We start from the raw sequence: 12,327 nt of genomic DNA, 5'->3' as shown, positions 1-12,327 counted from the left end.
AAGCAATTCCGAAAACAGCTTCAGCTTATTTAAGCGGGTTTACTGAATAGTTACATGCCCAGAATATCGTTTATATTGCTGAAGTTATACAGGGAAGCGAAGAATCGGCGAATGTCCTGAGAGACCTCATAATCGTCGGTGTTGTCGGCCTGAATCCGGCTCCCGTTTTGAAGCGCTTTCAATAATTTGGTGTTGTAATAGATGTTGTAAACCCCATTCTCTAAATTAAGGAAATATTCTTCCACTTTTTCTTGGATATCCACGGCCGTACGGTTGGTCGAGACCGACACTTCCGTATCGATGGTCTGCTTGATCATGAAAAAAAGGATGGCGGAAATAATCCCAACCGGAATCAATGACGTAATCAACATAGCACAAAAAACTTTCGTCTGTATTTTTTTAAAGTGCATAGATCGTCACCATTTAACACCTCAGGGTTATTTGATTGGATAACAAGATTATGGCACGTTTGTCCCGAACCTGCCATTATTATTATGCGCGCACAAATACGTCTTGTGAAAGCGCTATATTTTCTCCTACTTCCGAAAACATCTCCTATATCATTAATCCCGGCCATCTCCAATAATGAAGAAAGGCGCTGCAGACCGCTAAATCCACCGACGCAAAGGAGAAGGATCATGTCGCATCCCTTTCTATCCGTGAACGACGCACTGACCCAGCCGAGGAGCCGTTATTTCGGCGTAACCTACAAGGACGGCAGCTATGCTGCGCACGACGAAATGAGCTTTTTCGGACGAAAGCTGCCCGATCCCGAGTTGACCTTCGATATCTCGAACAACAAAACGCTGGTGAACGTCAACATGAACGGATCCATCAAATTCGTATCTGTCTATCACGGCAATTATTACAGCGACAACATTCCCGGGGTATGGATGTGCAAGGATTTCAAGAAAACCGGTCCGTACGGCTTCAAGCTGAAGCTGGGTGACAATCTGATCGATCTCGGTCTGGACGACCTCCCTTATGCCACTTCGCTCCTCGGCAATCTGTTCCCGGTCACTGAATTTCAATTTGACGCGGTGAAAGCCACGCTCGTCACCTATACGCCGGTCTCGGCAGACGGTACCCTCCGCCTTCGGGGGCTCGTCTATGGACTTCATCTGCAAAATCTATCGCAGGAAATCGTGCGCGGCGACGTGCTGCTTCCATCCCCCGACGTATCGGCCGGCCAATTATTCTCAGGGGCCGAGCTGTGCGTCCATGCTTCGGATCTGGAGAACAAGAGCGGCATTATTTCCTTCGAGCTGTCTCCCGGACAGAACGTATGGGTGCCTTCCGTCATTTACCCGCCAGGCGAAAAAACGCTGCAACTCGTCGATGAGAAAGGCTCCTTGTACTGGTTGAACGAAACTTGGGCCTATTTCAAGGGCATCACCGGCACCCTGCAGATGAAGAATGACCCCTTCGTTGCGGAATTTTATGAACGTGCGGTCCTTCAGTGCTTCGGTTCCATCGGTATGGACGGGCATGGCGTCATTGCGGGCTCCAACTGGGGAACCTACCCGACCACGGAATTCATATGGAACAAGGATATGTATTACTCGTTCCTGCCGTTTCACATGATGGAGCCCGAGCTGTTCAAGCAAGGTATGCTTTGGTTCCTGGAGCATGGGGTTCGTCCGGCCGGCAACCGGTATGAAGGCGGCATCACCCACTCCCTCAGCAACTCCTTGTCATCCGTGATGATGGCCGGTCTTTATTACCGTACTACCGGAGACAAACGGCTGTTTCTGGACCGTCCGGATCTTGATCTTAAAGTTCGGGCCTTGCTGGAACAAACGATCCGCGCCAGAAAACCTGACGGACCATGGCTATTCCCTTCCGTATGGTTGTCTGATGCTTATTCTCTCGGTGATTTCCACACGGGCTCCAACGTCATTGCCTGGGGTTGTTTCTTTCACTACGCCCGCGTCGTGGAGGAAGTATTCGGCGACACAGAGGCGGCGCAACGTTACCGGGATATCGCCGCTCGGATAAAAGACGATTTGGAACGGCTTGCGACTGCGGAAGGCCCATTCGGTCCCCAATATGTCGAAGGAATCAGCATGTCCGCCTCCGACAAGCTGAAGGACGACGCCAAGAAATATGAAGGCGCCTACGATGGTTTCGGCATGCAGTTTATTATGAACCTGACCGAGAACGGCCAAATCGACTTGATGCATCACGACGGCGAAGAATCGGACACGATACTGATGCCGCTCTACGGCTACACGTCGTATGACGAACCGACCTACGGCAACTACATGCGTTTCTCGTTGAGCACCGCCAACCCTACTTATAATGCGGAATCGAGGGGCATTCAGTGGGGAGACCACTCGGCCTGCACCTTCCCCGGCTATATGAGCGGCATGGGAATGATCACGGATGCGGATTCCATGAGCGGAGAAGACGGCTACTTCACCCAAATCCGCAAGCTGACCGATGCCGACGGCTCCCTATGGTGGTGGCCCTACAAGAATGGCGCCGCTTACGGCGACGTCGTCCGTCACAATACGTGCGGCAAATGCGGATGGGCTTCTGGCGTGTTTGCCGGTCTATTCATCTCGGAGATTCTCGGGCTTGCCTATGATGCCCCCGCAAAGCAGCTGTCCTTTCGCCCGTTCAGTCCTACAAGCTCATTCTCATGGGACCGTGTCCGGTTGGGCTCCCAAACCTTCAGCGTCTCTTACCGAACAGAAGACGGGGTGACGGAGGCCGTTGTAACCAGCTACGGGCCGCAGGCTATTACTGCGGTGATCGAACTGCCTGTCGGTCGGCCCGACGGTGCTGTGACGGAGATGAACAGCGGCATGGAGGCCTCGCCCGCAAGGCATGGCGTCCGGAATGGGCGCGCCACGCTGATCTTCAATGAGACGCTACAGCCGGGCGACACGAAAACATTTACGGTTAAGGCGCAAACGGTGATCGTTTAGTTGAAAAGCAGCAAACAGCCCCTTCGGCTCAACTTGGCCGAAGGGACTGCTTTTTGCGGCAAATAAGCGCCGACTCAATTAGAACGTGCGATAGAACAGTCTGGCGCTTTCCTTCTCCGGCAGCGGCAGCCGCATCGCGACAGGCAGCATGTCCGGATAGGCTTTGTGCGGCTCGCGCTGGTACCAGTAGGCTACCGACGAATAGTCGTTTGCTTGTGCGTTTCCATGGCCGTGCTCCATGCTGAAGCGGATCGATTTGCGGAAAATGATCGGATCCACGATATGGAACCGGTACTGCGTCATTTTACCGGAGTAATCGTTGAAGGAAATCGTGTTGCTCTCCTTCCACGCATCGCCGTTTTCACGGATCGGCGCATACAGGGACAAGCCATGATACGGACTGTCGTACTTGCCGGACGGATACCCCCAGGCCGCGCAGAAATAATCCTCCGTACCCGTTCCATGAAGGCGTGGGGGCCAGGGCTCGCCGTCGATGAAAAACATGTCGTCCCCTTCGCCCGGCCAGCTGAACCCCGGCATCGGATTGAGATGGTCGATACTGAGATTGCACCCCACGTAATGCCCTTCCCCTTCGGCATCCAGCAGCACATAGTTTTCGTCGCCGCTGAGGTTCTTGATCTCGTATACCTTCTGGTCGGAGAAATTCGCCTTGTCCTGCTTGTCATGCTCCGCTTTCAGGACGGACAGGTCCATCAAACCCTTCGTCGGGTTCTCCCTCCGCCACGACGCATGAAAATAGAAGCTTTCGTCCGATACCGGCTTTTCGACGTAGTCCACGTAATAATACAGCACCATGTCATGTTCACATTCATTGACGATTTCGATTCTGGCGCCCTTGCGGAAAGGCATCTCAAAGAAGCAGTTCATGGCCGCCTTGTTCTCGATAACTCCCTGGGTCGTAATCATGTTGAGCGGCATGGAGACGTAATGACTGGCGACGCCGTGCCCGACGCCGAAGAAATCGCCGGCCGGCGATTCCACGCTCGGCTCGGTCTCGTCGTCCCAATACATGCGGATCAGCACCTTGCGGAACGAGTATTTGTCCTGCGAGGCGATCGTCATCCAGATGTGCCGAATGACGCCGGACCCTTCCACCTCTGCAATCACTGCAGTACGGTTCGCCCCGATGACGAGAAAGTCCTTGTTGCCGCCGGTCGTGTCCCAGCTTGATTGGCGGCGCGATACGCCTTCCTGGCGCAAATACAGTTGACTCATGTTCATAGTCGTTTTCCCGCTCCTTCTGCGATCAGGCTTTGATGCCCGTGAGTGTGATGCCTTCCACAAAATACTTTTGACCGATAAAAAACACGATGATCGCCGGAGCCAGCACGACGGTAGCAGCCGCCATCATCAGGTGCCATTCCGCGGCGTACATCCCTTTGAACTGCTGAAGCCCCAGTGCAAGCGTATATTTGGATTCGCTGTTCAAATAAACAAGCGGGCCCAGGAAATCGTTCCACGAAGCCAGGAAGGTGAACAGGCCGACGACGATCAAGGCAGGCTTGGTCAACGGAACGATAATCGACAGGAATATTCTCCAGTGGCCGGCGCCGTCCACATACGCCGCCTCGTCCAGATCCCGCGGAATGCTGAGATAGAACTGCCTCAGGAGAAAAATATTGAACGCCCCGCCGCCGAACCAAGCCGGAGCGATCAGCGGAATGAACGTGTTGGTCAATCCCAGCTTGCTCCAGCCGACGAACGTCGGAATGAGCGTTACGGCATACGGCAGCATCATGCTGGACAGCAGCAGGCCGAAAATAAGGTCCCGCCCCCTCCATGTCATCCGCGCGAAGCTGTACGCGCTGATCGAGCAGGTAATGATAACCCCAAGCATCGTAAAAACGACGATAATGGACGTATTTACGAAATATTGGCCGAACGGCAGGATCGTCAGCGCTTCACTGAAATTCGAGAACCGGAACGGATCCGGAAGCCAGACGGGCGGCATTTCGAAAATCTGGCCCATGTCCATCAGGGAGCTGCGAACGAGCCAGATCAGCGGCAGAAGACTGAACGCGCTTCCAGCCAGAAGCACAAGGTACACCACTCCGTCTCCAAACCATCGTGTGCTGCTCATCGTGTTCCATCTCCTTCATAATACACCCATTTTCGCGACGTCTTGAAGACCAAATAAGTCAGCGCCATGATGATGACGAACAATACCCATGCGATGGCACTGGCGCTTCCCATCCGCGAGAATTGAAACGCTTCCCGGTACAGATAGAAGACGTAGAACAGGCTCGCGTTGTTAGGTCCCCCGTTCGTCATGACGTAGGCCTGCGAGAAAATCTGGAAACCGTTGATGATGCCCATGATCAGGTTGAAAAAGATGGTCGGCGTCATCATTGGAACGGTAATATGCCATAATTTATCGAGCCGGGAACCGCCGTCCATTTCGATTGCCTCATACAGGGAACGCGGTATGTCCTGCAAGCCCGCCAAAAAAATGATCATCGTCCCGCCCGTCGTCCACAGGTTCATTATGGCCAGAGACGGTACGACCGAATTCTCCCCAAAAATCCACTGGCTGCCCGGCAGCCCGACCGAACGGAGCACCTCGTTTGCGAGGCCGAGATCCGGGTTCAGCAGCCACAACCAGATGAAGGAGATGGCAATGATCGGCACGATGGACGGCAGATAAAAGATCGTACGGAAAAATGCCTTTCCTTTAACGTCCCGGTTGAGCAGAAGCGCCAGAAGAAACGAATAGATGATGCCGGTCGGCACGCTCAGGATGACGAAATAAACGGTCACCCCTAGCGATTTATAGAAATATTGGTCTTCACCGCTGAACATTCTCGTATAGTTGTCGAGTCCGACAAAGGCCGGCGTATTCGAGCCGGAATAGTCGGTAAAGCTCATGTACAAGCTGTAAATCATCGGTCCAAGGGTAAAGATGAGCAAGCCCAGAATGGCCGGCAGCGCAAAGAGGACGCCGTTCAGCTCGTTTTTATAGGACCTGCGTTTCTTATCCGTACGTGCCTCTATACGGGAAGCGATGACTGCCATCAGCAAGTTTCCTCTCTGTCGAACCGCTGCAGAAGGGGCTCCGCCCGGTTCATGCGGAGCCGCCTACCGGCAACGGTTCGTTATTTCAAATACGTGCCTTGTATAAGCGGCTTGATTTTACTTTCCGCTTCTTTCAAAGCTTGTTCGGCGGTTTTGGTTCCGAGCCACACCTGATCCAATGCAGCCGTTACCGCCGCGTCAATCTCCACGAAGTTTCTCACATTGTTTTCCGGTGACGGCTCCGCATTCTCGAACGTCGCACGCATGACGGCATCCTGGAAGCCTTGTGGTCGGCCCGGCAGCTCCTCGCTCGCCCACTTGTCGATCAATTGCGGATCTTCATACCAGTTGGTCAGCTGCGGCATCCAGAGCCCCTGATGCATCTCCAGCACGTTGTTCGGGTCCGTAAGGAACTTGGTAAATTCCCATGCCTCCTTCGGATACTTCGTGCTCTTGAAAATAATGAGCGACCCGCCGAGGAAAAATGATTTATAGTCTTTCAAAACCGGAAGCACGCCGACACCCCAGTTAATATTTGCTTTGCTGAGATCGAGATGGTTCCAGCTGCCGTCGATAACCATGGCAACCTTTTTGGATTGGAGAGCCGTGGCCGGAGCCGGGATGCTGCTCGCTTGCACGGGAGAAGGCGCGACTCCGTATACATTGATCAGGTCGGCGATCTTCTGGATCGCTTCGACCGCTTCCGGCTTCGCGAGTCCCAGCTCTTTGCCGTCTTCCGTCAAATAATCGCCGCCGTTGGAGAGAACAAGCGGCATGTACGAGATCCAATTCAAGCTGAACTTCACGCCATACTGCTTGATGTTCTTCGGATCGAAGCCTGCTTCGCCGGCACGCTTGCCGTTGCGGTCGATCGTAAGCTTCTTGGCGGCTTCAACAAATTCATCCCATGTCCATGCTTCCGATGCCTTCGTAGGCGGCAGCTCCACTCCGGCCTCCTTGAACATGTCGACATTGTACATCAGGCTGGGCACAACGGAAGCTTGATAAGGCCCGGCGCTCTTGTCCGTATCCCAGTTCCACCAGCCGTACTGCAGGTAATCCTCTTTCCTGATGGACGGATCGTCCTTCATCAGATCAAAGAAATTGTAAATCAAACCTTCCTCGCCCATCTTCAGCTTCCACGCGGAGGAATAACTGATATCAGGTGCTTCGTTGCCGGCGATCATCGCGTTCAGCTTTTGCAGGAAGTCGGTTCCCGGTATGTGAACCGGCTCGATGGTAATATTGGGATTCTTCTTCTCGAACGCTTTAATCGCATCCTCCACGGCTTTCTTCTCTTGCGGGCTGCCCCAGAACGTGAACTTCAACTTTACCTTTTCACCGGTACTCGATGGCTGGTCTGCGGCGGAAGCGCCATTCTGCCCCGTGCTGTCCGCGGTATCACCCGATAAGGAATTCGTTGCCTGACTTCCTCCGTTATTGCTTGTTCCGCAAGCGGTTGCAATAATGGCCATAATCATCAGGATGATGAATACCCTTGCCATACCCGATCGCTTGATCATTTGGTTATTCCCCCTGCTCCGAATGTAAGCGCTGCAGTCGCCTATCCCTAGTGTAAAGCGGCTCTTCGCAAAAACCTATTGTACAATTATCCGTTTTCCGGACGATTTTTCGATCAATCCGAAATAATAACGTCCTGCCGGCATAAAACCACGAAACACCTTCCCGGCCGTCTTTCGGCGTCCGAAAAGGTGTCGATGTCGATTCAATCCGCGTGCTTTTGATAAGGTATGAGCAAGTTGACGCGTGTGCCGAGTCCCGGCTCCGACTCGATTTCGATGCCGTACCTGCTGCCGTACAACAGCTTGATTCTCTTGTCGACATTCCGGATACCCACGCTCGATGAAGCTTCCCCGAGCAGCATTTTCAGCCGTTCCGGCTCGATTCCGCTGCCGTTATCCTCCACGCAGAACCGGATGTCATCCTCCTGTCTGCAGCCATATACGGTAATCAGTCCGACAGTATCCATATCGCGGAAACCGTGAATGATCGCATTTTCCACAAGCGGCTGCAGGAACAGCTTCGGTACGCTGGCTTCCATCAGCTCCGGCTGGATATCGAAGTCGACGCGAAGCCGATGCTCGAATCTGTTTTGCATAATTACGATGTAATCCCGCAGCCATCTTATATCATCTTTCAGAAATGTGGAATCCCGGCGGTTATCCGTCGTATATTGCAGCATGCGGGACAGACTGACCAGCATGCCGCTCACCTGCTCCTTCTCACCGTTCACGGCCATCCAATTGATGATGTTAAGCGTGTTGTACAGGAAATGAGGGTTCAGTTGTATGTTCAACGCCAGAATTTCCGTTTCCTTCTCGCGCAGCTTGACGATATAATTCTCATTGATCAGCTCCTTCACCTTCTCATTCATACTGTTGAACTTGGTCAGCACATGGCCCAGCTCGTCCTTGCCCTCCACGTTGATCTTCGCGTTGAAATCTCCTCCCCCGACCCGCTTGATAGCAAGCAGCAACTTATTGACCGGCGAAGATATTCTGGCGGATATCAGGTAGGCGAATAGGAGCGAGAGCGCAAGCAGCGAGGCGCCGAGCGTGACGATAAAGAAGTTTATCGTTTTCAATATATCCTTCGTTAGGGCGCTGGGCGGGATCAGTACGATCGAAGTCCAGTTCGTTACCTGGGACACGGCGAAGGAAGCGACCATCCGCTGTCCGCCGACCGTTACGAAGGCCGTCCCGCTGCCGCGGTTTTTCACTTCCTCCACCCAGAGAGACGACTCGGTACGCGCAAGCAACGACTCGTCCTGATGGGAAATGATCGTTCCGTCTTCGCTGACGACAAGGAAAACCGCGCCTTCGATCGGAATGCTGTCTTGGAATATCTCCCTGTAAATGTTATCTTTGAAGTTCATGACAAGCACCGGCTTCTCCGATCCGCTCTGAGCGCGTACGATGACATCGTTTCGGACGCAGGAAGGATTCAATTCCCTCACACCCGAGAACAGGTAGCGGTAATCGATATCGGCGCCCGCAAGCTCCGGAAGCTGATACATGTCGGCGTAATCATAGGTCGGCACCCAGGAGATCCGCCCCTTTTCAGCCTTCGCCCGTTGAAACAGACGCGAGTTGTAAAATTGATCCGGCGGATAGGTATTCCTGGCTTTGCTGCCATAGACGAACGCCTTTGTCACAAGCTCCACGGAATACAAATCGTCGGACTGTGCGAAATAACGATTCAGGATGCCCGTCACCCGGTCGTCGGTCTGAAGCAGTTGCAGATCCCCCGAAGGTCCCCCTCCGTCAAAAATCTGGAACAGATCGCATTCCACCATTAAGGAAAGGCTGCTGTCCTCGATGATGCCGAGGCGCTCGTCGATGATCTGGTTGTTCTTTTGTACGATTTCCAGTACATTGTTGCGGGCGAGCTCCAGCATGATGTCTTTGCTTGCATAGTAATACCCCGCGCCCAGAATGGCGAGAGGCAGGGTAATCATGACGATATAGGACAAAATCAGCTTGTTTTTGAGTTTCATGCTCTCACCTACAGGACGACGTTCTTGCGAAATTCTTCGGGTGAATGACCTGTCTCCCGTTTAAACATCCGGGTAAAATAACCGGCGTCCCGGAAGCCCACTTTCAATGCGATGTCCGAAACCTTCCTTTCCCCCTCATGCAGCAGCGCCTTGGCCTTGGCCATTCGAAGCCCAAGCAAATATTCGGTGAACGTCCTGGAAGTATGGGCCTTGAAAAAGCTGCTGAAGTATGCGGGGCTGAAAAAAAACTTCCTTGCGGTTGCCTCCAGCGAAAGATCCTCCATGTAATGCTCCTCGAGATACGCTATGCACATCTCGATGATTCTCTGATTCTTGTTGTTCTTTCGGCTCTCCACGGCGTCGATGATTCGATGCAAATAATGTATCGCCTGATCCTTGACCTCATCCAACGTTGCGCAGACCGGGATCTTGAACTCCATCTCCGCAATCAGGTTGCTCGCTTCCTCATTTCGGAGAACCGCTTCGCTTGCCTTCACCTGGTTGATCAGGACATAGAGAATGCTTTCCTTCAGATGAAGGGGAGAAGGATAGCCGCCGTGGAGCAGCCGGGTAATCAGCGAGTCGAGCGCGATCACGGCCATCTCCCGGTTCGACTGGGTCAAGGCGGCGGCGATCTCCGCATCGGATGGTACCATTCTCAATGCCGGCTTGTTCGGATCGTAAGCGATTTCATCATGAAAAACAAGCTTCCCCTTGCCGCTGTAGAACGTGTAATCAAGCGCCTTCCAGGCCTGCTCGAAAGAGAGACAGACGTCCTTATACAGATCGGTGACCCGCCCGCCGACGCCGATCGAAACCGAGAGTTCGAACTCGATGCGCAACTGGTCGATGAACTCGAATAACCGTTCCACATCCCGTTTCATCAGCCATTCCAGCGGTTTATCGCGTGCTATGACTGAAACCAGGATCTGATCCGTGCCCTCCAGATAGAAAGAGATTGAAGGTCCCAGCGCTTGGTGGGCTTGCTGTATCCAGCCTTTGAAGCTTGCCTTTACTTCCTCGAATTCGGAAGGCAAATACGTTTGTGCGATTTGTTGCGTATCGAATTTTGCAAGCACGACGAAGCCCGCACGGGCGTCCGGAAACAAATGCCCGATCTCGCGGAGTTCCGCGTCCCCGACCGCCGACCGCATCCACCGGCTAAGCAGATGCTGCTCATACACCGGAATGGCCGAATTCAGCCTTTCCCTCAAGTTTTCCCCGTCCTGCCGGCGCTCACGGTCCTTTTGTAATGAGTTGTCCAGCTTCGCCAGCATGTCGGCCATATCGTGCAGTTCTAGCGGCTTGAGCAGATAGTCGAACGCACCCAGCTTGATCGCCTGCCTGGCATAATCGAAGTGCCCGTAAACGCTAAGGATGACGACCTTGATCGACTCCATCCGCGTTCCCAGACTTTCGATCAGCTGAAGCCCGTCCATGTTCGGCATCCGGATATCCGTTAGCAAAATATCAATGCGGTTCTTCTCGATAATGCGCAGCGCGTCGTCCCCATCCTTGGCCGTAAAAACCAGGTAATCCGGCCGCAGCATTCTGATCATATCGGCAATGCCTCTCCGGTGCCGCGGTTCATCGTCGGCAACAAGCACATGATACATGTCGGTCCTCCCTTTTCGCAGGGTTTAATGATTTCCCTGATCATAACACGAAAAGAAAAGGTTGCGAAGGTGCGTCGATCAAGACTCCAAAAATCCCAAATTGCATAGATCATCCGCCACCGTCAAACATTAAAGGCATGAACAAGATAAAATGGCGGCATCTGTCGGTATTGATCATCCTTATGGTTCTTGGCGTTTCCAATCGCAACACGGCCGCGCATTCGACCGATACCGGCGGCAGATGGCACAAAGAAATACGCTCCATTGAACAACGCTACGACGGCCGTTGCCCCGCGGGTGTGGTCGTGTTTACCGGCAGCTCCAGCATCGCGGCGTGGACGACGCTGGCGGCCGATATGGCTCCCTTGAAGGTTGTCAACCATGGATTCGGCGGAGCCACGGTCAGCGATGTAACCCGTTATGCGGACCGGATCGTCGCGCCGTTCAAGCCGAAAGCCGTCGTTGTGTTTGCGGGAACGAACGATATCAACGGCATCCCCGGTAAAACGCATACCGCGGGCCGGGTTTTTCGGGACGTAACCGTGCTTTTCGATAAGATTCGTTCACGGCTGCCGAGGGTTCCTATTTATTACATCTCCATCACGCCGACTGAATTGAGATGGCGCGTTTGGCCGGAAGCGAGGCAAGCGAACGCCCGGATCCAAGCTTTTTGCCGCAAGCATGAAGGTCTGCATTTCATCGATATAACGCCTCATGTCATGAATGAAAAAGGCAAACCGAATAACACGCTGTACAAAGCCGACAGGCTGCATCCGAACAGGAGCGGATACAAAGTATGGACATCCGCGATAAGACCGGTATTGCTGCGGGACCTGTATGGAAAGTAACCGATTCGCCGCAGCAAGGCTGTTTGTTTTTCCGACGGATAATTGTCATGACAGACAAGCGTGCATGAATAAAGATACGGTAGAAAGGTGGTGGTGCAGATCTATGGCATGGTTATGGATCGCGCTTGGAGCCGTTCTTGTCGTCGCGCTTGCCGTTATGGCCGTACGGGGAAACAGAGGATGGGTAATGCTGGCGTCGGACCGTGGGGAGCGTGCGGATTGGCTGTATCGTTTCGAGGCGGAGGTGAAGTCCAAAGGAATCCAAACCAGGTTGGAGCGTGATGACAGCGATACGGCCAAGCTGAAGGTGGCGAAAAAAGACGTCGATCAGGCGGCACGGCTTCTGGACGACTTCAAAAAAGGAACCCTGACACCCTGAT

Annotated in this window: 10 protein-coding genes; 3 read left to right on the top strand and 7 right to left on the bottom strand. The window is 53.3% G+C overall.

Translation table 11 applies throughout. From position 1 onward, the window contains the following. Positions 1-50: 50 nt before the first annotated feature. Positions 51-410, bottom strand: coding sequence for a hypothetical protein (locus tag RWM61_RS08760; RefSeq protein ID WP_313999620.1), 360 nt, complete (start codon positions 408-410; stop codon positions 51-53). 228 nt (positions 411-638) lie between these two features. Between RWM61_RS08760 and RWM61_RS08755 the strand changes: the two genes are divergently transcribed. Beyond that, the gene (locus RWM61_RS08755; RefSeq protein ID WP_313999618.1) at positions 639-2,933 is read left to right on the top strand and encodes a hypothetical protein; all 2,295 of its coding nucleotides are present in this window, start codon (positions 639-641) and stop codon (positions 2,931-2,933) included. Between the two features lie 78 nt (positions 2,934-3,011). Here RWM61_RS08755 and RWM61_RS08750 read toward each other — a convergent pair whose 3' ends face one another. From RWM61_RS08750 to RWM61_RS08725, 6 genes are all read right to left on the bottom strand, one after another. After that, complete coding sequence (locus tag RWM61_RS08750) at positions 3,012-4,175, bottom strand: glycoside hydrolase family 172 protein (RefSeq protein WP_313999616.1); 1,164 nt, start codon at positions 4,173-4,175, stop codon at positions 3,012-3,014. Between the two features lie 25 nt (positions 4,176-4,200). Then, positions 4,201-5,034 carry a carbohydrate ABC transporter permease gene (locus RWM61_RS08745; RefSeq protein WP_313999615.1) on the bottom strand — a complete coding sequence of 278 codons (834 nt, stop codon included), beginning with the start codon at positions 5,032-5,034 and terminating at the stop codon, positions 4,201-4,203. Next, the gene (locus RWM61_RS08740) at positions 5,031-5,837 is read right to left on the bottom strand and encodes a carbohydrate ABC transporter permease (protein ID WP_399538230.1); all 807 of its coding nucleotides are present in this window, start codon (positions 5,835-5,837) and stop codon (positions 5,031-5,033) included. Before RWM61_RS08740 ends, RWM61_RS08745 begins: the two co-directional genes overlap by 4 nt. A gap of 209 nt (positions 5,838-6,046) precedes the next feature. Beyond that, positions 6,047-7,489 (bottom strand): sugar ABC transporter substrate-binding protein, encoded by a 1,443-nt coding sequence (locus RWM61_RS08735; RefSeq protein ID WP_313999610.1) that lies wholly within the window; start codon positions 7,487-7,489, stop codon positions 6,047-6,049. A 203-nt stretch (positions 7,490-7,692) separates the two neighbouring features. Continuing rightward, on the bottom strand, positions 7,693-9,483 hold the full coding sequence (locus tag RWM61_RS08730; RefSeq protein ID WP_313999608.1) for a sensor histidine kinase: 1,791 nt from the start codon (positions 9,481-9,483) through the stop codon (positions 7,693-7,695). Positions 9,484-9,491: 8 nt separating this feature from the next. After that, on the bottom strand, positions 9,492-11,099 hold the full coding sequence (locus RWM61_RS08725) for a response regulator (protein WP_313999606.1): 1,608 nt from the start codon (positions 11,097-11,099) through the stop codon (positions 9,492-9,494). A gap of 137 nt (positions 11,100-11,236) precedes the next feature. Between RWM61_RS08725 and RWM61_RS08720 the strand changes: the two genes are divergently transcribed. Then, positions 11,237-11,947, top strand: coding sequence for a GDSL-type esterase/lipase family protein (locus RWM61_RS08720; protein WP_313999604.1), 711 nt, complete (start codon positions 11,237-11,239; stop codon positions 11,945-11,947). Between the two features lie 103 nt (positions 11,948-12,050). Then, complete coding sequence (locus RWM61_RS08715; protein WP_313999602.1) at positions 12,051-12,326, top strand: hypothetical protein; 276 nt, start codon at positions 12,051-12,053, stop codon at positions 12,324-12,326. Position 12,327 lies beyond the last annotated feature (1 nt).

This window comes from uncultured Paenibacillus sp., assembly GCF_963515335.1.
Classification (GTDB): Bacteria; Bacillota; Bacilli; order Paenibacillales; family Paenibacillaceae; genus Paenibacillus_I.
Note: the sequence above shows the minus strand (reverse complement) of the source record. Positions and strands in the feature narration are given on the sequence as shown.

Coding starts and splice junctions, on each gene's coding strand:
- RWM61_RS08725 (WP_313999606.1), bottom strand. CDS start 11,099: ATGTATCATGTGCTTGTTGCCGACGATGAACCGCGGCACCGGAGAGGC.
- RWM61_RS08755 (WP_313999618.1), top strand. CDS start 639: ATGTCGCATCCCTTTCTATCCGTGAACGACGCACTGACCCAGCCGAGG.
- RWM61_RS08740 (WP_399538230.1), bottom strand. CDS start 5,837: ATGATTTACAGCTTGTACATGAGCTTTACCGACTATTCCGGCTCGAAT.
- RWM61_RS08760 (WP_313999620.1), bottom strand. CDS start 410: ATGCACTTTAAAAAAATACAGACGAAAGTTTTTTGTGCTATGTTGATT.
- RWM61_RS08730 (WP_313999608.1), bottom strand. CDS start 9,483: ATGAAACTCAAAAACAAGCTGATTTTGTCCTATATCGTCATGATTACC.
- RWM61_RS08750 (WP_313999616.1), bottom strand. CDS start 4,175: ATGAACATGAGTCAACTGTATTTGCGCCAGGAAGGCGTATCGCGCCGC.
- RWM61_RS08735 (WP_313999610.1), bottom strand. CDS start 7,489: ATGATCAAGCGATCGGGTATGGCAAGGGTATTCATCATCCTGATGATT.
- RWM61_RS08715 (WP_313999602.1), top strand. CDS start 12,051: ATGGCATGGTTATGGATCGCGCTTGGAGCCGTTCTTGTCGTCGCGCTT.
- RWM61_RS08745 (WP_313999615.1), bottom strand. CDS start 5,034: ATGAGCAGCACACGATGGTTTGGAGACGGAGTGGTGTACCTTGTGCTT.
- RWM61_RS08720 (WP_313999604.1), top strand. CDS start 11,237: ATGAACAAGATAAAATGGCGGCATCTGTCGGTATTGATCATCCTTATG.